Source organism: Actinoplanes sp. NPDC020271 (genome assembly GCF_044388125.1).
Classification (GTDB): Bacteria; Actinomycetota; Actinomycetes; order Mycobacteriales; family Micromonosporaceae; genus Actinoplanes.
This window is the reverse complement of the sequence record NZ_JBIRWQ010000029.1, coordinates 1-20,717: the sequence shown is the minus strand read 5'-3', so window position 1 is coordinate 20,717 and position 20,717 is coordinate 1. Positions and strand designations below refer to the sequence as shown.

Below are 20,717 nucleotides of genomic sequence, written 5' to 3'. Positions count from 1 at the left end.
AGATCATTCACCGGCGGGCGTGGCGATCCGGGTCAATGGATCGGCAACTGCCCGGCAAACGCGCCATCGTCACCGGCCGCGGTATCGGCCGCAGCGTGGCCGTCGACGGCGGCGGCATCAAGGGACCGATCCACTACTGACGCGCACCCTGTGCTGGACTGACACCCGTGGCAAGCATGGACGATCTGACGCAACGGGTACGGGCGTTCGCCCGCGAACGGGACTGGGAGCAGTTCCACACCCCGAAGAACCTGGCGATGGCGCTGGCCGGCGAGGTCGGTGAGCTGCTGGCGGAGCTGCAGTGGCTGACGCCGGAGCAGTCGGCCGCGGTGATGGCCGATCCGGAGCTGGGTCCGCGGGTCCGGGCCGAGATCGGTGACGTCACGGTCTACCTGGTGCGGCTCGCGGACGTGCTCGGCCTCGACCTGGTCGACGCGGCGCTCGACAAACTGGCGGAGGCCGGCCGCCGCTACACGGTCGAGGCCGCCCGCGCAACGCCGCCAAGATCACCGATTAGAGGGTACGCCGATCATCCGCCAGCCGCCGTGTGACGCCCGTGCGGTCGAGCAGCTCCAGCAGCGGGACGGCCACGCGACGGCTCGTGCCGAGCGCCTGCCGTGCCTCACTGAGCGTGAACGGTTGCGGGATCGCGGCCAGGACCGCGGCCGCCTCCTCGGCCGCACCGGCGCGCAGCACCACGTTCGGGGCGAGCTGGACCACGAGTCCGAGCCGGACGGCGGCGGCGAGTTGACGGGCGCCGAGTCCGAGGGCGGCCAGCCGATACGTCTCGGGGGCCACGAACGGCTCGGCCGAGTCGAATGCCTTCTCCACCGCCTCGACCAGTCCGGCCGGCAGTGATCGTCCCGCCGGAGCGACCCGCCCGCCCGTGACGGTCAGTGGTGGCCGGACGAGCGCGTCCACGATCTCCCGCGCCGGTAGTCCCAGCCGGTGCCGCAGATCCTCCACGGCAATGCCGGTTTCCAGCGGATTTCTCGCGACATAGTCGTTGACCTCATCCGCCAGCCGCGCGGCCAGCGCCTCCCGGTACGCCGGATCCGCGAACCAATCGCCCGCTACCGGCACCCCGAGCGGCACTCCCATCCGCTCCAACTCGTCCCGGTGCACCAGTCGCCGTCGCCGCAGCTCCCCCGCGAGATCCGGCACCCCGGTCATCGCGTCCAGCTCGGCCGCCCGTACCGCCGCAGCTCCCCGCCGCTGCAACCCCGGCGGCACCACGTCGAGCACGGTCACCCCACCGGCGACATGGTGCCGTCCGGGATCCCGCAGCAGAGCCCGGTCCCCGATCCGCAGGGGAAGCGCCCGCCCCAGCCGCAACCGAGCCGTGTCCACCCCCAGCGGCCGCACCCGCACCGGCACCGCGGCCGATCCGACGTGCAGCATCAGCGTCGACGCCAGGTCCGCCACCGCGTCCCCGTGCACCCGGACGTCGATCAACTCGGTCAGCCGGAACCGCCCCGGCGTCAGCAGCGCCGTCCCCCGCCCGACAGCGTCCTTGTCCACGCCCCGCAGGTTCACCGCCACCCGGGCGACGCCCGGCACCTCGGAAGCGGTCACCCCGAGAGTCTGCAGCCCTCGCACCCGAACCGGCCGATCGAAACCGGTCAGCTCCAGCCCGTCCCCGACCCGCAGAATTCCCGCCCCGAGCGTCCCGGTGACCACGGTCCCGGCGCCCTTAATGGTGAACGCCCGGTCGATCCACAACCGCACGGCCGCGCCGGCGTCCGCCGACGGCAGCTGCGCGACCAGCCGATCCAGCGCCGCCCGCAGTTCCGGGAGCCCGTCCCCGGTCACCCCGCTGACCGCCACGGACTCGACCTGGCCGAGGGAGGTGGCGGCGATCTCGGCTAGGGCGGCCGTGGTCGCCGGCCCGGGGTCGGCCAGATCGGAACGGGTCACGACGAGCAGCCCGTGCCGCACCCCCAGGGCACCGAGGGCCGCCAGGTGCTCGGCCGACTGCGGCTTCCACCCCTCGTCGGCGGCGACCACGATCATCGCGGCGGGGACCGGGCCCACCCCGGCCAGCATGTTCGGCACGAACCGTTCGTGCCCCGGCACGTCCACGAACGCCACCGTCGCCCCGGACTCCAGCGTCGTCCACGCGAACCCCAGGTCGATGGTCATGCCGCGGCGGCGCTCCTCCGCCCAGCGGTCCGGTTCCATCCCGGTCAACGCCCTGACCAGCGTCGACTTCCCATGATCGACGTGCCCGGCGGTCGCGATCACGTGCACGGCAGCCTCCCGCCACGACAACGATCGGCCCGTTCCGGCCCACCGCCCGCGATCACGTGCACGGATGGTCCCCGGCCGCGAGGATCGCGTGCGCGATCAGGTCGTCCGCGGGCTGCGGGACGCATCGCAGGTCGAGCAGCAGACGACCCTGCTCGACCCGGCCCACGATCGGCGGTTCGGAGAGTCGCAGTTTCACGGCGTACGCGGAAGGAATCGACAGCGACCAGGAGGGCAGCTGGAGTTCCGGCGCTCCTCCCCCGCCGACGACCGCGACCGACGCGACGACCTCGGCCGTCGGCAGCCGCGACGCCAGTGCGAGCGTGCGTTCCCGCAACTCGTCGACGTCGTAGCGGAGGGCCCGCCACGTCGGCGTGACCGGCCCGGCCAGCGTCGCCTGCAACGCCGCGAGCGTCAGTTTGTCCACACGCAACGCCCGGGCGAGAGGATGCCGGCGCAGGCGTTCGACCAGGTCGGCATCGCCGAGCAGCAGCCCGGCCTGCGGACCGCCGAGCAGTTTGTCGCCGCTGGCGATGACCAGGTCGGCGCCGGCCCGCAGCGTGCTCGCCGCATCGGGCTCGTCGGGCAGCAACGGGTCGGGCGCGAGCAGCCCGGAGCCGATGTCCGCGACGACCGGCACGCCGAAACCGGTCAGCGCGCGAATCTCGGCCGCGCTGGTGAAGCCCCGGACCACGAAGTTCGACGGATGCACCTTCAGGATGAACCCGGTCCGCGGGCCGACCGCCGCCGCATAATCCTTCTCCGACGTACGGTTCGTCGTGCCGACCTCCCGCAGCCGCGCCCCGGTGGACTCGAGAAGGTCCGGCAGCCGGAACCCGTCGCCGATCTCCACCATCTCGCCGCGGCTGACGATGATCTCCCGTCCGGCCGCGAGCGCCGTGGCCGCCAGGACCAGCGCCGCCGCACCGTTGTTGACCACGTGCACGCCGCCGGCCGCCGGAACCGCGCCGGCGAGGGTGGCCAGTGCCGTCCGTCCGCGGCGGGCCCGTTTGCCGGTCGTCAGGTCCAGCTCGACATCGGTGTTTCCGCCGGCCGCGACGATCGCGTCGACGGCGGCGGGCGACAGCGCGGCCCGGCCGAGGTTGGTGTGCAGGACGACGCCGGTCGCGTTGAGCACCGGCCGGAGCCCGCCCGCGGTCGCCGGCAGCGCCGCCACCGCCGCGTCAGCGACACCGTCGGGCTCCAGCTCACCGGCCCGAACCCGGGCCTGAGCGGCGCGGATCGCGTCCTTGACCAGCCCCCGCCCGAGCCGCTCGGCCGCGGCGCGCAGCCTGGGGTCCTCGAGCACGACGTCCGTACGCGCGATCCGTCTCCGGAAGTCGGCACGTGACGGAGTCGCGTCGCGGACCTCGCGCCGGGAACCCGCCGCGGCTTTTCCGGTCACCATGCCTCCAAGAAGTGCGCGGCCTTCAAGAGGTGCGCGGCCTCCCGAGGATGCTGGCGGAGGCGGACGGGAATCGAACCCGCCTGACCCGGATCCCGGGTCACGTCGGTTTTGAAGACCGCGAGGAGCACCAGCCGCCTGAACGCCTCCACGATCACCGTATCGGATCGTCCGGATTGCGCTCGCCGGGACATGTGCGAGAGTGCGATGGTGACGATCCGGTTGACGCAGTACGCGCACGGCGGTGGCTGTGCCTGCAAGATCCCGCCCGGTGAGCTGGAGTCGGTGGTCGCCGGGCTGATCGGGGGCGAGGCACCGCAGGGGCCGGGTGAGCTGCTGGTCGGCCTGGACGACGGGGACGACGCGGCCGTGGTGCGGATCGCGGCCGGCACCGCGGTGGTGGCGACGGCGGATTTCTTCACACCGGTGGTCGACGACGCGTACGACTGGGGCCGGATCGCCGCCGCGAACGCGCTCTCCGACGTGTACGCGATGGGCGGCACTCCGGTCGTCGCCGTGAACCTGCTCGGCTGGCCCCGCGACGTGCTGCCGATGGAGCTGGCCGGGGAGGTGCTGCGCGGCGGCCTGGACGTGGCGCGCGCCGCGGGTTGTCACGTGGCCGGCGGGCACAGCGTCGACGATCCCGAGCCGAAATACGGCATGGCGGTCACCGGTGTCGCCGACCCGGCCCGGCTGATGCGCAACGACGCCGGTAAGCCGGGGGTGCCGCTGACCCTGACCAAGCCGCTCGGCGTCGGCGTGCTCAACTCCCGGCACAAGCAGACCGGTGAGGCGTTCCCGCAGGCGGTCGCGGCGATGACCGAGTTGAACCGGGCCGCGTCCGAGGCCGCCCTGGCGGCAGGCGTGGTCTGCGCGACTGACGTGACCGGTTTCGGACTCCTCGGCCACCTGCACAAGCTGGCGCGGGCCAGTGGCGTGACGGCGCGGGTCGACGCGGCGGCGGTGCCCTACCTGGACGGCGCTCGGCAGGCTCTCGCCGACGGGTTCGTCAGCGGCGGCACCCGGCGCAACCTGGACTGGGTCCGCCCGCACCTGGACGGCGGCGCGACCGGCGAGGACGAATTGCTGCTGCTCGCGGACGCGCAGACCTCGGGTGGACTGCTCGTGGCCGGCGAGGTGCCCGGCTTCCCGGTCATCGGCGAACTGCTTCCCGCGTACGAGGGGATCACCGTTCAAGTCAGATGACCCTCGGGCGACCCGCCCGTTCCCGGGACACAGGAAAGGGCGGGGCCGGATGACCCCGCCCTTTCCCTCGGACTACTTCACGATCAACTTCTGGAACTGGGCCCGGACGTCGGCCGCGTCCACCGACACGTCCATGTGACGCGGCGGCCCGAAGTCGGTCCCGAGCGTCGACGTGTAGTGCACCGTCGACGGGCAGCTCGACCCGCCGAACTGCAGCGTCTGGTTGATGATCAACCGGCCGGTGCGGATCTCGTAGCCCTTCACGGTCACCTTCACCTTGTGGAACGTGACCGGGTAGAGGCCCTGGCCGAGCCCGTTGTGGTAGTCACAGGTACGGACCGCGGTGCCCTGCGCGTCGGAGCTGAGGCACAGGATCAGGTTCGCCCCCTCCGGGTCGGTGGTCTTCCACGCGCCCGGAAGCCGGTCGGACTGCGTGCTGTTGCCGAAGACCATCGCCTTGTTGACGCCCTTGCCGTACGGCTTCGCGGCACTGTACTTCGAGGGGTTCTCGCAGTAGGTCGGGGAGGAATCCCGGGTCCGCTCGCGCAGCGTGTCCAGCTCGATGGCCAGCTCCGCCTTGGCGATGCCCTCCTCGGCGCGGCCCTTGTTCGGGTCGTTCGGGTACTTGTTGATCAGTGCCTGGTAGGCGCCCTTCGCCGACTCCCAGCTCTTCGCCGTCATGTAGCTGTCGGCGCAGCCGAGCATCGCCGTCGGCTCGTGCTGCGGCACCACGTCGGCCGAACGGTCCAACTGGTTGCCGGACTTCGCCCGGTCACCGAGCCACTGCGTGATCTTCACGGTGTTGCAGGCGTCGGAGACCGGCAGCCCGGCCAGGAACTGGTCCAGCACCTTGTCGGTCATCCGCTCATGGCCCGGCTTGGTCGCCAGCACCGAGTTGAGCTGGCTGAAACCGTTGTTCAGCTCGGTGGTGTCGGCCGAGATCAGGCCGATTCTCAGCTTCTCCCGCGCCTCGTTCAGCTCGTGGCACGCGGTGACCGTGTCGTCGTCCTTGGCGGCCAGTGGCGCGTCCGCGATCCGCAGACCCAGCCACACCTTGTCGAGTTTCTCCAGCGCGTGCGTGCAGTCACCGTTGGCCTTGGCGTCGGTGACGGCCTGGCCGATGCCACCCGCCTGCACCCGCAGCAGGCCCAGGATCAGCAGGACCACCACGGCAGCGGCGACCCCGATGATCCGCTGGCGCAGCCGGGCCGACGGCTCGACCGGGCCCTTGGCCAGGAACCAGCCGTGCACGATCATCGCGAGCCACCAGAGGACGGCGACGACCTCGATCAGGACGGTGTGCACCGACGGGACCACGAAGAACAGCAGGATGAACGACACGGCCAGGGTCAGCAGGCCCAGGCCGGGGCGGCGCATCAGGAAGTAGCCCAGGCTCAGGAACGAGGCGTTGCCGGCGGCCGCGGCGAGGCGGTCGGTCTTGGCCGGCTCCTTCGGCGGGGGCGGGGCCATCGGGGGCGGGGCCTGCTGCCAGCCCTGCTGGTCCCAGCCGGCGGGCGGCTGCTGCGACCACGGCTGACCGGGCTGCGGCTGACCGGGCCAGGGCTGCTGGGGCTGGCCCGGGACCTGCGCGCCGGGCCACGGCTGCTGAGGCTGGCCCGAAACCGGCTGACCAGGCCACGGTTGCTGCGGCTGACCCGGAACCGGCTGACCAGGCCACGGCTGCTGCGGCTGACCCGAAACCGGCTGACCGGGCCACGGCTGGCCGGAAACGGGCTGACCAGGCCACGGCTGCTGCGGGGGCTGGGGTTGCTGCCAGGGGTCCTGCTGCTGCGGCCAGCCCGGCGCGGCGGCGGCGAGCGGGTCGGAGCCCGGCTGCGGCAGACCGGAGATCGGCGTGGTGGGCTCGGAGTGCGCCGCGGGCTGCGGCACCTCGGGCTGCGGCGCCGTCGACTGCGGCGTCGCGGAGAGTGGCGTCGCCGAGAGTGGCGTCGTCGGATCCGCGTCCTTCGGCGCCTGGTCAGGCGTCCCGGCGGCCGATGCCGTCGACTCCGGATGCGCTGCCGGAACACCGGAGATCGGCGTCGTCGGCTCCGATTGCGGCGTCGAGTCGGCCGGAACCGGCGTCGAGTCGGCCGGAACCGGCGTCGAGTCGGCCGGAACCGGCGTCGGGTCGGCCGGAGCCGGCGTCGTCGGCTCGGACGGCTGCGCCGAGGCGGCCGGGGTCGGCGTGGTCGGCGCGGGCGCGGCGGAGACCGGCGTCGTCGGTTCCGACGAGACTCCCGAGATCGGCGTGGTCGGCTCCGACGGCGTGGCCGGAACCGGCGTCGTCGGCTCCGATTCCGGTGCCGGGTCGTCCGGAACCGGCGTCGTCGGCTCCGGCTGCTGCGCCGGGGCGGCGGAGGCCGGCGTCGTCGGCTCCGATTCCGGTGCAGGGTCGTCCGGAACCGGCGTCGTCGGCTCCGGCTGCTGCGCCGGGGCGGCGGAGGCCGGCGTGGTCGGCTCGTCGTGCGTCCGGCGCTGCTGCGGGATCGACGGCTGCGGCGGCTTCCAGGCCTGGTCGGGCGGCGGCTGTTCCGGTGGTTGCCACGGCGGCGGCTGAGTCATGTGTTCCCCCGAGCGGAAGGCGGTTCGTAAGATCGGTAGGAATGGATTTCACATTCGGCACGACATCAGCGTCGCTACAATGATCGATGGCCTTCAGTCGGACGAATCCCGCGCGCTCAAGTCCATTACCTCCCCGGTGGCCGATCGATGATCCATCGACCAGGATTGCAGCCTACCGGACGCCCGCCAGCCAGTTTCTGACCGGCCATTACCGTAAGAAATGGTGCGATTACCACTTTCGCAAACGGCTCACCAGGTCCGAAACGCCCCACCGGTGACGATTCGTGCGCGCGCCCTCCGACCGTTCCGGGAACACACGCCGAGGCCGTCCGATCACGGTGCGACGGGACCCGCGGCACTCCCGGGGTCACTCTTCTTGGCGGCCAGTCGCTCGCGCTGCGGCACCACCGTGTACTTCGGATCCTCGGCCGACGCGACCCCGCCCTCGAAGATCCCGAATCGGGTCGCCAGTGATGCCGCCAGCAGCGACACCCCGGACAGCGCCGACACCACCCGGCTGCGCCGCCCGAGGACCGCCCCCACCACCCCGGCCGCGGTCAACGCCCGCCCGGCCCGCAGCAACCGGCCCGGCCGTCCTTCGGCGTAGGGCTCGCTCAGAATCCCCTTGCTGGTCTCGACGCGATGCGCGCCGTACAACTCCATCGCCGCGCCGAGCACCGCCATCCGCCGCGCCGGCCCGGCCTGCTCCACCGGCGCGGCCAGCAGCCCGACCCCGGCTCCGCTGGCCAGCGCGCTGCCGGCAAAGACAAAAGGCAATTCCGGGTACGCCGCATGCCAGCTCGGTGTCGCGGTGTCGGCGAGCAGCACCGCGGTGTACGTCGCCAGCGCCGGCGCCACGACCGCCGCACCGTACTGCCCCGCGGTCCCGAGCGGCGGCAGCAGTCTCCGCGCCAGCCCGGTCACCCCGCGCTCGGGCAGCAGCGGCGCGGCCTCGGCCACCGCGGCGACACCGGCCGCCGCCCCGAACGCGCTCAGAATCCACGTACCCATCGACATCGGCGACGTCGGTTTCGCCACCCGCAGCATGTGATGGAACCGAGCCGGCTGCCCCAAGTCGTTGACCAGGAAATACGTGCTGGCGACGAGTGCACCGAGCGCGGTCGTCCGACCGGCACGGCGCAACGCGGGCCGCCCGGTCGCGTCGCCGCCCGCGGCGAGGAGCGCCGACCCGGCGGCGAGTCCACCGGTGAACAGATAGGCGGCGATGTCGTGATGCCAGACCGCCGGACGCACGATCGGCCGCCCGTAGTACGACCGGAAATCGGCCTTCGGCACCATCCGGCGTTCTTTCACGACCTGCCTCCCACAAATGACACGACCACCGCGGCGGCCATCGCGAGCCCGGCCAGTCCGGCGCGTTTCCACATTTTCGGCAGATCGCGCGTGGTGACGATCGGGTCGGGCGGCAGCCCGTACACCTCGGGTTCGTCGAGCAGCAGGAAGAACGCGCCGTCCCCGCCGACCCCGTCCTCCGGGTCGTGACCGTAGAGCCGGGCCTCGGCCACGCCCTGCTCGTGCAGTTTCTCCACCCGGTGCTGCGCCCGCCCGCGCAATTCTTCCAGTTCCCCGTATTGAATGGACTGGGTCGGGCAGGCTTTCGCGCACGCCGGCATCAGACCGTCACCGATCCGGTCGTAACACATCGTGCACTTCCACGCGCGACCGTCGTCCTTGCGCTGGTCGATGACGCCGTAGGGACAGGCCGGAATGCAGTAGCCGCACCCGTTGCAGATGTCCTCCTGCACGACCACGGTGCCGAACTCGGTGCGGAACAGCGCCCCGGTCGGGCACACGTCCAGGCAGCCGGCGTGTGTGCAGTGCTTGCACACATTGGACATCATCAGCCAGCGGAAATCGGTGCGCGGCGCATCCGGCGTCCGCCCCGGAAGATCCTTCCCGGGCATTCCCAGGAATTGCGGTCCGACCGGGGCCGAGGCCGCTGCGAAAACATCAATTGCTTCCGGTACGTCGTGAGCCGTCACCGGCTGCTCGATGAACGCCACATGACGCCACGAGTTCGCGCTCAGCCCACCGGTGTTGTCGTACGAGTGCCCGAGCAGGTCGAACCCGTCGTCCGGGACGGCGTTCCATTCCTTGCAGGCGACCTCGCACGCCTTGCAGCCGATGCACACGCTCGTGTCGGTGAAGAATCCCATCCGCGGCGGCGCGTCGACATAGCCCGCGTCGGTGGCCGGGTCGATCGGGCCGAAGAAGCTGTTCTCCCCCACCTCAGTGCCCCTCCGGGTCGATTCCGGCCCGCTCCCGGTAGTCCCGGACCAGGTCGAGCAGTGCGGGACCGGTCGGGCGGCGGCCGGGCTGGATGTCGCACGTGCCGACCTTGCTCTCCTGGATGAGCACGTTCGGGTCCAGGGTGATGCCGAGCAGGTCGTTGGCCGAGTCACCGGTGACCAGGCCGCTGCTGCCCCAGTGGTAGGGCAGCCAGATCTGGTGGATGACCTGCCCTTCCACGCGCAGCGGCGTGAGCCGGTCGGTGACCATCACGCGTGCCTCGATCGCGGCGCGGGCGGTGACGATGTGCGCCCAGCCGAGGTGTTCCAGGCCGCGCTCGGCGGCCAGCGCCGGCGACACCTCGACGAACATCTCCGGTTGCAGTTCGGACAGGTACGCCAACTGGCGGCTCATGCCGCCCGCGGTGTGGTGTTCCGTCAGCCGGCTGGTGCTGAAGACGTACGGGAAGATCTCGCTCCTGGGGTTGGTCGGATTGTCCGGTCGCGCATATGTCTTGCGGGTCGGATTCACCTGCTGGCCGTAGAGCGGGTTGGTGATCACGGACTCGATCGGCTCGTAATGTGCCGGCATCGGACCGTCGATCAGGCCGCTGGGTGCGTAGAGCCAGCCCTTCCCGTCGCCCTGCATGATGAACGGGTCGTCGCCGGCAATCGCCTCGACCCCGGACGCACCTTCCGGCGGCCGATAGTCGGGCGCCTTGTTCTTCTCGAAGTCGGGCACGTCGTAACCGGTCCATTCACCGGCCTCGGCGTCCCACCAGACGTATTTCTTCCGCTCGGACCACGGGCGTCCCTGCGGGTCGGCGGAGGCGCGGTTGTAAAGGGTGCGGCGGTCGGACGGCCACGCCCAGCCCCATTCTCGGGCCACCCAGTCCTGTTCCGATCCGGGTTTGCGGCGGGCGGCCTGGTTCACGCCGTCCTTGAACACGCCCGAATAGATCCAGCAGCCGCACGCGGTCGAGCCGTCAGCTTTGAGCGCGGTGAAGTTCGGCACGGGCTCGCCGGTAGCGACGTCGTAGCCGTTGATCTCGCGCAGCACTTCCTCGCCGTCGTCGCCCGAGTAATCCCATTTCAGCGACAGCAGGCCTCGGTCGCGCGGCAGCGTCGAATCGGCCAGTTTCTCGCGCATCAACTGGCCGAGCCGGGTGAAGAACCACAGCTCGGAACGGCAGTCGCCCGGCGGATCCAGAGCCTTCTCCCGCCACTGCAACATGCGCTGCGTCTGCGTGAACGTGCCCTCCTTCTCGGCATGTGACGCGGCCGGCATGAAGAACACCTCGGTCCGGCACTGCTCGGGGACGATCTCCCCGGTCGCGATCTCCGGGCCGTCCTTCCAGAACGTCGCCGACTCGATCATGAACAGGTCGCGGACGACGAGCCAGTCCAGGTTGGCCATGCCCAGCCGCTGGGCGCGACCGTGCGCCGAACCGACCGCGGGGTTCTGCCCCAGCAGGAAATAGCCCTTCACCTTGCCGTCGATCATGTTCAGGACCTGCTGGTACGTGCCGTGGTCGCCGGTCAGGCGCGGCAGGAAGTCGTACCCCCAATTGTTTTCCGCGGTTGCCGCGTCGCCCCAATAGGCTTTGAGCAGACTGACGGCATAGGACTCGGCGTCCGCCCAGAAACCTTTCTGCTCGGGGTGGCGGATCGCGTCGATCCATTTCCGGAACGTCTCGTGCTGCTCGTGGTGCGGCATCGGCAGATAGCCCGGGAGCAGGTTGAACAGCGTCGGGATGTCGGTCGAGCCCTGGATGCTGGCGTGGCCGCGCAACGCCATCACGCCACCACCGGGCCGGCCCATGTTGCCCAGCAGCAGCTGAATGATCGCGCCCGTGCGGATGTACTGCACGCCGACACTGTGCTGCGTCCACCCGACCGAATAGACCAGTGCGGTGGTCCGTTCCCGGCCGGAATTGCTCGTCCACGCCTCGCAGACCTCGAGGAATTTGTCCTGCGGGACCCCGCAGAGACGTTCCACCAGCTCGGGCGTGTACCGCGCATAGTGTCCCCGCAGGATCTGGTAGACGCACCGCGGGTGCTGCAGCGTCGGATCGCGCGGCACGTCAGCCGGAATCGGCGGGCCGTGCGATTCCTGTTCCAGGCCCGACGCGGTCTCCCGGTCGACGTGCGCCTCACCGTGGCTCTGACCGTGCTCCTCATGACCCTCATAGGTCCAGGTGCTCTGGTCATACGCCCGGGTCTCCGGGTTGAAACCGGAGAACAACCCGTCCAGGTCCTCGGTGTCACGGAAGTCCTCGCTGACGATCATCGAGGCATTCGTGTACGCGACCACATACTCCCGGAAGTCCAACTCGTTCTCGAGAATGTAGTTGATCACGCCGCCCAGGAAAGCGATGTCCGCCCCGGCCCGCACCGGCACATACGTGTGCGCGAGCGCGCTGGTCCGGGTGAACCGCGGGTCGATGTGAATGACCTTCGCGCCACGGTTCTTCGCGTCCACCACATACTGGAAACCCACCGGGTGGGCCTCCGCCATGTTGGAACCCTGGATGATGATGCAGTCCGCGTTAGCCAGATCCTGGAGGAATCCGGTGGCCCCGCCACGGCCGAAGCTGGTTCCCAGACCGGGAACGGTGGAGGAGTGTCAAATACGCGCCTGGTTCTCGATCTGAATCGCACCGGCCGCCGTGAACAGCTTCTTGATCAGGTAGTTCTCTTCGTTGTCGAGCGTGGCCCCGCCCAGGCTGGAAATGCCCAGCGTCCGATTCAGCGGACGGCCCTCGTCGTCGACGTCCTCCCAGGTCTCCTCGCGAGCCTTCAGCACCCGATCCGCGATCATGTCCATCGCGGTGTCGAGGTCCAGCTCCTCCCAGTCGGTCCCGTAGGGCCGCCGGTAGAGCACCTTCCTCTGCCGGCGATCGCTGGTGACCAGGCTCTTGCTCGCCGAACCCTTCGGGCAGAGACGGCCCTTGGAGATCGGGCTGTCCGGATCGCCCTCGATCTGGATGACCTCGCCGTCCTTCACGAAGATCCGCTGACCGCAGCCGACCGCGCAATACGGACACACGGAGCGCGCCATCGAATCGGCGTCCTCGGTGCGAGCACTCAAGCTCTTCGAACGCGCACTCTGGGCCGCGGCGCCCCGGCCCAGCGGGTCGGTGCCGGTGAGCTGCCGGTAGACCGGCCAGCCCTCGATCCAGGTGCGAACGCCCATACCGACGACCCTAACCCCGTCGCCGATCAACCGCACGGGTTGCGCTTTGTGCCAGAAATCTCGCCGTCCCGGCGTTTATGGACTTCGGTCACTAGGATCGTCCCGTCCGGTCACGGATGGGAGTTGTCGGTGGGTTCGGAACGCGACGAAGGCGAGCGGGAGCACTACCCGGGGCCGTGGGACACGCCGCCTCGTAAGGGTGGGCCCGCTGATCCGGATCCGCCTGCGCAGGTGCCGTCACCACCGCCGCGGGTCCATCCGCCGAGGCGACAGCCGCCGGCTGCCGAGGCAGCGGATTCGCCCGAGGAACCGGTCGGACGGCACGCGGCCGACAGCGCGGGACCAGCGGAAACGCCGGCTGGGCGGCACTCGGCCGACCGCACCGGAGCCCCCGGCCCGGCCCCCTCGCCTCCGACGCCTCCGGCGTCGGCCACCACCCCGGTTCCGCAGTCCGGTTCACCGGCTCAGCGCGCCAGTTCGTCGCCTTGGCAGTCCGGGCCGCCGACGACCAGCAATCCGTGGGCCGGTGCCGCGCCGCCCCGGAAAGCCGCATCCCCACCTGCGAAAGCCCCGGCTGAGCAGCCCCGGGTGGCAGCACCGCCGCCGCAACGATCGCCGGCCGCGCCGCCCCCTTCCGAGACCCCGCCACTGCAAGCTCCTTTTCTTGTCACGCCGCCTCCGAAAGCGCCACCGCGAGCAGTTCCGCAGCAACGAACCCCGCGCACCGTGGAGCCACCCTGGAGCAGCCCGCCGCCCCGGACTCCGACGCCGATGCAGCCTCCACCGCAGGCCCCGGAACCCGTCGCGCCGCCACCCCGAGCGCCGTCCACGCCGGCCGCGCCTCTCATCCCTCCCGCGCCTCTCATGCCTCCCGCGCCGTCCGTTCCGCAGCAACGGACGGCTCCCCCACCGCCCGCACCGCGGGTTCCGCCTCCACCCGTCGTACCCCCGGAAGAAAGCGGAGTCGAAGCGGAGCCGGAATCGCGCCGCCTGCCCTATCTGCTGATCGCGCTCGCGTTGTTCCTGGCTCTCGCCGCCGGTGCCGGCCTCGTCTATCTGCGCGGTCACGACAACACCTCGGCGAAACCGTCGTCGATCGCGGCGCAGGCAGCGACCGCATTGCTCGGCCAGGAAGCCTCCGCGGTGAAGGTGACCTATTTCGATCAGAACAGATGGGACGTGACCGGCGACCTCACCATCGCGAAAGGCGGCGACGCCACCGGCACCCTCACCGACGCCGGCAGTGGCGGAAGAGCCGAATACCTCGCCTCCGGCGAGAATGCCACGGTCCGCGGCGATCAGGCCTGGTGGGCACGTCGCGACCCGGCCCGCACCGCCGTTCTTCAAGCCAATTGGGTACGGCCTGACAGTTTCGCCTTCCCGATGAACAGCGCCGACCTCGCCCCGGAATCGCTGGCCGGACTCATCGATTGGGTGCGCGACGGCGGCAAAGCGACCACGGACGTGACCTCGGTGGCCGGCGAACCCGTGACCGGCATGCGGCGCAACGACTGGACGATGCTGTTCACCAGCGAGAAACCGTACCGGCTGGTGTGGCTCGGCGGCCCGTTGCGCGAGGACTCACCGCTGCACGCGCTGGCCCCGTCGAACGGACCGACCCCGCCCTATTTCAGTGCCCAGGTCAATCCACCGCCGGACGAGGCGAAAACCGTCGAACTCCCGAAAGACGCCCTGGCCGAGAAAACGGACGCGAAACTGCCGGCCTTCGACGTGACCGTCAACGCCGACACGTGCCGGACCGTGAACTGCTCCTGGACCGTCACGGTGAAGAACGTCGGCACCGCCCCTGGCGACGCCTCCGTGATCGCGTCGGTGTCCCCCGGAATGACGACGACCGAGGTGGAATCCGTCGGCGAGCTCCAGCCCGGCCAGACCGTCACGACACCGGCGATGAGCTTCCCGAACCCGGCGCCCACCAACAAGAACGTCTCCGCCGACTACCGGGCCCAGGTCTACACCCCACAACTGCACGGCGACCACCTCAAACTGATGCGCGAACTGCAGGAGAAAGGTCTCGTGCCCGGCCGCTCACAGATTCTGAGCCGGCTCGACCCCAGCCAAGTACCCGCCATGCTGTTCACACTCGACGCCATGACCGGCAACTCGGCATTCGACCCCGACAAGGCGATCGAAGCCACCGAGAACGCCGTCAGCCAAGGTCTGCTCCCGGAAATCGGCGAACTGGTCACCTCCCGCCGCGTCGACAACCCCGCAGTCCTCTACACCGAACTGCAGAACCCGATCTTCGAGTACGACACCGGAGTCCCCGGAACACCGGTCACCGAGAAGACCGGCTGCCGCCGCCAGTTGCAGATCGCCGCCGACGTCCTGCACGCCGACCCGGACGCGACCGTGACCCTCGACAGCAACGGCATCGACCTGCTCGTGCACAGCAAGGATCCGAAACTCACCGCGATCCCGATCAGATCGGTGAGCAGCGACTCCATCGCCGCGAACGTCAAAAGCGCGCTCGCTGACCTGGCCGGACACGCACCGGCCGACAGCAGACGGATCGTCGAGCTGTACATCGACGCGCCCGCCGGATATCCCCAGACGGCCGGCCGCGACTACTTCGACGCCGAGTTCAAGGCGCTCGCCAGATCCATCTGCCCGGACGGCGCCGACGAGATCGTCGTGGTCAACCAGAACGGTCCCCAACGCTGGAACCACGACCAGATCACCGGCTGCTGAGACACCACGGTCACTAGTTATCCACAGGCCACGAATTGCTTGTCGCGGACCTGTGCCCGTTCGCCTACGTTGAGATCCGGCCGGCCGGCCAGACCCTCCCGCACCATTGACGAGGAGTTTCGCATGGCCTCAGAACCGCTGCTCGAACCCGGCATGGCACTGGAACGCCTCGCCGCCTGGCACGACGACATGGAACGGCTCGTCACCCGCACCCGGGCGATGAGCGACCGGCTCGGCGCCCTGCGCATCACCGCGAGCGACCCGCGCCGCCTGGTCGAGCTGACCATCGACACACAGGGCGCGCTGACCGACCTCCGGTTCGGCCCGGGCGCCATCCAGCACGGGCCGGACACGCTGGCCCGCACCGTCCTGGCGACGCTCAACGACGCCCGCCGCCAAGCCGCCGAACAGACCCGGCGGATCATCCTGGAGAGCATCGGCCCGGACTCGGCAGCGGCCCGCGAGATGCTGACCCGGATGGCCGACCGCCTCGGCCGGCCCGGGAGTCCACAATGATCGCCTCGGCCGACGGGGTCCTCGCCGACCCGTTCCAGATCCGCCGGCACGCCACCGACGTGCGCGCCCTCCAGGACCGTCTCGCCGCGGTGCGGGCCGCCAGCTCCGCCATCGAGCACGACAGCGCCGCGTTCGGACTGCTGTGCAGCTGGCTGCCGGCGGTCCTCGCTGCCCGGCACCGCCGGCAGGACGAGTTGACCGCCTACCTCGCCGAGAACCTCGGCCTGCTGGCCGAGGACCTGCACGCCACCGCCACCGACTACGAGTCGACCGACTCGCGCTCCGCCACCACCATCCGCGACGCCGGCGGCCTCCCATGACGTCGCCGGCCCCACCGGTCGCTGCCGTGCCGGATCCGGGCTCCGCTCTCGGCGCGACCATGATCGGGGACATGGCCGACCTGGTCACCACCATCCGCGGCGGCGACTGGGTGGACGGCCTCCTGACCGGCGCGACCACCGGCGTCAGCGTGGCCTCAGCCGCCATCGACCCGTTCGGAACCCTGCTGGCCAACGGCCTCGCCTGGGCCATGGAATACTTCGAGCCCCTGCGTCACATGCTCGACCAGCTGACCGGCGCACCGGAACGAGTCACCGCCGACGCCGCCACCTGGCAGAACATCGCCACGTCACTCAACGACACCGCAGCCGACCTCCAGCACGCAACAGCCGGCGGCCTGCCGGACTGGCAGGGCACCGCGGCCACGGCCTACACGTCGATGATGTCCCACAACGTGACCGCCCTGGGAATCCTGAGCGGCACCGCCGCCGCCCTGTCCGCCGCCACCGAAGCCGCCGGCAACCTGGTCCGCTTCACCCGGGACGTGGTCCGCGACCTGATCGCCGACCTGGTGGCCCGAGTCGTCGTCTGGACCCTGGAGTCCCTGGCCATCATCACCATCCCGGCGATCGCCACCCAGATCGTCGCGGCGGTGGCCAAGTGGGGGGCCCGAATAGCCGGCTACACCACCGCCCTGACCACCAGCCTCACCAACCTCTCCCGCCTGATCAACGGGTAGGCGCCGATGTCACGCTCGAAGCCGCCCGGCGACAGCGGTGGGCCCCCGCACGCACGGCCACACGGCTCGCCCGGTGCCGCGAGCATCGGTACCGGGCATGATTCCGCGTCCGACAGCATTCGGGGTGGCCGCTCGCAGAGGTCTCGGAAACACCCGGGCCAGTCGCGTCCGGCGCCCACCGAGCAGCATCCCGGCGAGCCGTCCACCGCCGAGGGACGGGCGGCCAAGACGTTCGTCGACCAGATCGCCACCAGCCCTCTGTCCGTGAAGGGGAAGTCCGCGCAGGAACTCGCGGACCAGTTCACCGCCGCGGGCTACACCTCGTATCCCGAGCAGACCTTCAAGGCGGGCACGTCCGGCAAGGCCGTCCAGGTGCGCGTCCTCGGCCACCCGATGATCACCAACATCGAGGTGCACCCGGGCGGCGGACGACACACGCCGGAGGGGTCGCCGTACTGGAGAATCTCTTTGAACGTGAACGGGAAGATCTGGGTTGTGCCCGGCGACTTCCGCGGCGCTGAAAGGCTGGCTGGCCAGGTGGTGCGTTATGACGAATAAGATCATCAAGGTCGACCGCGTGCAATCGGCCTCCGAGGCGGCCGCGCTCGAAGCCCGGGGCGTCACCATGATCGCCGTCGACCTGGCCGTGAACGCCCGCTTCGCCGACCACCGGACACTGACCGTCGGCCAGGCCGTCGAGGTCACCGCCGCGGTCCGGGCAGCAACAGTGGTGGCGGCCATGGACCTCTCCAACGACGAACCCGACCGCCTGATCGCCGCCGCGCGGCGTGTCGGCGCCAGTCTCGTTCAGCCCTTGGTGAATGCCGTGCCCCCGCATGCCGTGCGTTCGGCCCTCCGCGCAGCTCATCTCGGCATCGTCTACGCGGGCATCGAGGTGTCTCACGACGACGATCCCAGCTGGGTCTTCAGCGGCCACGACGATTATCCCGACCTCAACGCCACCCTTTTCCAGGTCGATGTGTTCTCGGAATACCGGGACGCCTGGCAGTTCCTCCGCGACGAATCCCCCGAATACCCGGAAGAGTTCCAGATCGACGACCTCAACGGCTTGGCCGGTGGCCGTCCGATCCTCGCCACTCTCGATTTCACGCCCGCCAACATCGGCGAAATCCTCGCAAAACTCCCGCGAATTGCCGGTATCACCATCGTCCTGGCCGATCAGACGTCCCGGACCGACCTGCATTTTCATTCGTATCCTGATGCCCTCAGCACCTTGGCGGCCCTCCCCGAGTGACCTTCGGCTACAGCGAGCCGCGAGCACGTCGCTCGGTGTTGCGGGAGTGTGTCGTGGATCGCCCGATGTGCGGATCGGTGCCTGCACTCCGTATTCTGCCCACATGGACGTAGACCCCGCTACCAGCACCGATACAGGTTTCGCCGAGCTGGGGTTGCGTCCCGAACTGTTGCGCGCCCTTGCTGATCTCGGTTACGAGGAGCCCACCCCGATCCAGCGGGAGGCCATCGCCCCCATCGTGGCCGGGCATGACCTGGTCGGGCAGGCCGCGACCGGCACCGGCAAGACGGCCGCGTTCGCGCTGCCGCTGCTGCAGAGCCTGACCCCGGGCAACTCCGACGGGCCGACCGCGTTGGTGCTCGTCCCGACCCGGGAGCTTGCCGAGCAGGTCTCACAGGCGGTTCACCGGTACGGGCGGGAGCTCAACGTCCGGGTGCTCCCGGTCTACGGCGGGCAGCCGATCAGCCGGCAGCTCCAGGTACTGCGGCGCGGCGTGGACGTGGTCGTCGGCACGCCCGGCCGGATCCTCGACCACATCGAGCGGGAGACCCTGCGTCTCGACGGCGTCAAGACCGTCGTCCTGGACGAGGCCGACGAGATGCTCGACATGGGCTTCGCCGAGGACATCGAGGCGATCCTCACGGAGACGCCCGAGGAGCGGCAGACCGTCCTGTTCTCGGCGACCATGCCGCCGCGGATCGACGCGATCGCCAAACGTCACCTGCGTGAACCGCTGCGGATCACGATGCGCCGAGAGCCCACGGCCGCGGATGCGCTGCCGTCGGTGCGCCAGAGCGCCTACCTGGTCGCGCGTCCGCACAAGGCGGCGGCGCTCGGCCGCGTGCTCGATGTCGAGGCACCGACGGCGGCGATCGTTTTCTGCCGTACGCGGGAAGAAGTCGAAGAGGTCACGGAGAGCCTCAACGGCCGCGGGTTCCGCGCCGAGGCCCTGCACGGCGGCCTGAGCCAGGACCAGCGTGACCGCGTGATGGGCCGCCTGCGCGCCGGCTCGACAGAACTGCTGGTCGCGACGGATGTGGCGGCCCGCGGCCTGGACGTCGAGCAGCTGACCCACGTGATCAACTTCAACGTGCCGTCGGCCCCGGAGGCGTACGTGCACCGCATCGGCCGGGTCGGCCGCGCCGGGCGCACCGGCGCCGCGATCACCCTGGCCGAGCCGCGCGAGCAGCGCATGCTGAAGGCGATCGAGCGCCTCACCGGCCAGCGGATCGCCCTGGAGAAGCTGCCCACCGTGACCGACCTGCGCGCCCGCCGCCTGGAACTGGTCCGCAACACGGTGCAGACCGCCATGGACGCCGACGACCTCGACCGGTTCCGATCAGTTCTGGACTCGCTGACCGACGACGCGGACCTGGAGCAGGTCGCGCTCGCCTGCCTGAAGCTGATCCACGAGGCGAACGGCGGCGACGTCGACGAGCCGGAGATCCCGTCGGTCGCGCCGCAGCGCGAACGCGAATTCGACAACCGCGCCGGTCGCCGTAACGGCCCTGGTGGCGAACGCTTCGACAACCGGCGGCCGGGCCGCAACCGGCCCGGTGGCGACTCCGTGACCCGGGTCTTCGTCGGCCTGGGTCGCCGTGCCGGGCTGCGCCCGCAGGACCTGGTCGGCGCGATCGCCGGCGAGGCCGGCCTGCCGGCCCGGGATGTCGGCGCCATCCAGATCACTGACCGCTTTTCACTGGTCGAGGTCCCCGAGGCTGACGCCGATCGGGTGATTCGCGCCCTGAGCCACAGCACGATCCGTGGCCGCCGCCCCACCGTCCGCCGGGACCGCCCCGGCAACTGAGCATCGTTCCCCCTCTTGTCGCACGTCACTTGCTCCGCGTAGGGTAGTCGCACGACATATACCGCACAGTGACGTGGCGGAAGAGGGGGACATGTCCGACAGATCCACGTCGCGCGACTACGACGGTTTGCACAAGGCGCCCGAAGCACCGGATTCATCAGACCGTCGTGTGGCCCGTCGGCGGCGGCCATCCCGGATCCTTCCAGCGTGACCGGCTGAAGCTGGAATACCGCTCGGTCAGCGTCCCGACGACCTCGAACCCGGCGTGTTGCTGACGAGCCCGATGGCACCCCTCGCCCTGTGGTCGAGCAAGCGACCGCCGGACGTCGCCGACAGGGTCGCCGAACGAATCGCCGCGGTGGCGAATCCGGAGCAACGTTTGGTTCTCGTCGACCTTAGACCGCATCTCGTTTGGGGTTGTTGTAGCGCAAGGTCATTCGTTGTACGGGTGTGGGTGATGTAGAGAAGTTCTGCCCGGAAGCGTTGTGGCACCTCGCGCAGCCGCTGCTGCCCGAGCACCCGAAAAGGCATCAAGGCGGTG

Annotated in this window: 16 protein-coding genes and 1 tRNA gene; 10 read left to right on the top strand and 7 right to left on the bottom strand. The window is 70.2% G+C overall.

The features are described 5' to 3' along the window. Positions 1–176 precede the first annotated feature (176 nt). Positions 177–551: a nucleotide pyrophosphohydrolase gene (locus tag ACH442_RS39660; protein ID WP_396343383.1), complete on the top strand. Its 375-nt coding sequence runs from the start codon at positions 177–179 to the stop codon at positions 549–551. Here ACH442_RS39660 and selB read toward each other — a convergent pair. From selB to ACH442_RS39645, 3 genes are all read right to left on the bottom strand, one after another. Further along, the gene (gene selB / locus ACH442_RS39655; protein ID WP_396343280.1) at positions 514–2,250 is read right to left on the bottom strand and encodes a selenocysteine-specific translation elongation factor; all 1,737 of its coding nucleotides are present in this window, start codon (positions 2,248–2,250) and stop codon (positions 514–516) included. The genes ACH442_RS39660 and selB overlap by 38 nt on opposite strands. Positions 2,251–2,302: 52 nt before the next feature. Then, on the bottom strand, positions 2,303–3,655 hold the full coding sequence (gene selA, locus ACH442_RS39650; protein ID WP_396343279.1) for an L-seryl-tRNA(Sec) selenium transferase: 1,353 nt from the start codon (positions 3,653–3,655) through the stop codon (positions 2,303–2,305). Positions 3,656–3,706: 51 nt separating this feature from the next. Further along, positions 3,707–3,802: transfer RNA gene (locus ACH442_RS39645), tRNA-Sec, on the bottom strand. A 57-nt stretch (positions 3,803–3,859) separates the two neighbouring features. Here ACH442_RS39645 and selD point away from each other — a divergent pair. Beyond that, positions 3,860–4,858 (top strand): selenide, water dikinase SelD, encoded by a 999-nt coding sequence (gene selD / locus ACH442_RS39640; RefSeq protein WP_396343278.1) that lies wholly within the window; start codon positions 3,860–3,862, stop codon positions 4,856–4,858. A gap of 72 nt (positions 4,859–4,930) precedes the next feature. Here the strand turns inward: selD and ACH442_RS39635 are convergent, their stop codons facing one another. Beyond that, complete coding sequence (locus tag ACH442_RS39635) at positions 4,931–6,748, bottom strand: hypothetical protein (RefSeq protein ID WP_396343277.1); 1,818 nt, start codon at positions 6,746–6,748, stop codon at positions 4,931–4,933. On the opposite strand from ACH442_RS39635, the gene ACH442_RS39630 reads away from it, so the two are divergent. Beyond that, positions 6,714–7,418, top strand: coding sequence for a hypothetical protein (locus ACH442_RS39630; RefSeq protein WP_396343275.1), 705 nt, complete (start codon positions 6,714–6,716; stop codon positions 7,416–7,418). The genes ACH442_RS39635 and ACH442_RS39630 overlap by 35 nt on opposite strands. Before the next feature lie 338 nt (positions 7,419–7,756). Here ACH442_RS39630 and nrfD read toward each other — a convergent pair whose 3' ends face one another. Genes nrfD through fdh form a run of 3 tightly spaced genes read right to left on the bottom strand, consistent with a single transcriptional unit; the run spans position 7,757 to position 12,868 of the window. Then, positions 7,757–8,722: an NrfD/PsrC family molybdoenzyme membrane anchor subunit gene (nrfD, locus tag ACH442_RS39625; RefSeq protein WP_396343382.1), complete on the bottom strand. Its 966-nt coding sequence runs from the start codon at positions 8,720–8,722 to the stop codon at positions 7,757–7,759. Between the two features lie 11 nt (positions 8,723–8,733). After that, positions 8,734–9,672, bottom strand: coding sequence for a 4Fe-4S dicluster domain-containing protein (locus ACH442_RS39620; RefSeq protein ID WP_396343274.1), 939 nt, complete (start codon positions 9,670–9,672; stop codon positions 8,734–8,736). A 1-nt stretch (position 9,673) separates the two neighbouring features. Then, positions 9,674–12,868 (bottom strand): formate dehydrogenase, encoded by a 3,195-nt coding sequence (fdh, locus tag ACH442_RS39615; protein WP_396343273.1) that lies wholly within the window; start codon positions 12,866–12,868, stop codon positions 9,674–9,676. 1,017 nt (positions 12,869–13,885) lie between these two features. Here fdh and ACH442_RS39610 point away from each other — a divergent pair. The 7 genes from ACH442_RS39610 to ACH442_RS39580 all read left to right on the top strand — a co-directional run bounded on the left by ACH442_RS39610 (position 13,886) and on the right by ACH442_RS39580 (position 20,176). Further along, on the top strand, positions 13,886–15,580 hold the full coding sequence (locus tag ACH442_RS39610) for a hypothetical protein (protein ID WP_396343272.1): 1,695 nt from the start codon (positions 13,886–13,888) through the stop codon (positions 15,578–15,580). A gap of 123 nt (positions 15,581–15,703) precedes the next feature. After that, the gene (locus tag ACH442_RS39605) at positions 15,704–16,096 is read left to right on the top strand and encodes a YbaB/EbfC family nucleoid-associated protein (RefSeq protein ID WP_396343271.1); all 393 of its coding nucleotides are present in this window, start codon (positions 15,704–15,706) and stop codon (positions 16,094–16,096) included. After that, the gene (locus ACH442_RS39600) at positions 16,093–16,416 is read left to right on the top strand and encodes a type VII secretion target (protein ID WP_396343270.1); all 324 of its coding nucleotides are present in this window, start codon (positions 16,093–16,095) and stop codon (positions 16,414–16,416) included. Before ACH442_RS39605 ends, ACH442_RS39600 begins: the two co-directional genes overlap by 4 nt. A gap of 71 nt (positions 16,417–16,487) precedes the next feature. Further along, entirely contained in the window at positions 16,488–17,114 is a 627-nt protein-coding gene (locus ACH442_RS39595; RefSeq protein ID WP_396343269.1) for a WXG100 family type VII secretion target, read from the top strand. A gap of 6 nt (positions 17,115–17,120) precedes the next feature. Further along, entirely contained in the window at positions 17,121–17,672 is a 552-nt protein-coding gene (locus ACH442_RS39590) for a hypothetical protein (RefSeq protein ID WP_396343268.1), read from the top strand. Continuing rightward, on the top strand, positions 17,662–18,369 hold the full coding sequence (locus ACH442_RS39585) for a hypothetical protein (RefSeq protein ID WP_396343267.1): 708 nt from the start codon (positions 17,662–17,664) through the stop codon (positions 18,367–18,369). The genes ACH442_RS39590 and ACH442_RS39585 overlap by 11 nt, the downstream gene beginning before the upstream one ends. 103 nt (positions 18,370–18,472) lie before the next feature. Continuing rightward, entirely contained in the window at positions 18,473–20,176 is a 1,704-nt protein-coding gene (locus ACH442_RS39580) for a DEAD/DEAH box helicase (protein ID WP_396343266.1), read from the top strand. The last annotated feature ends 541 nt before the right edge of the window (positions 20,177–20,717 follow it).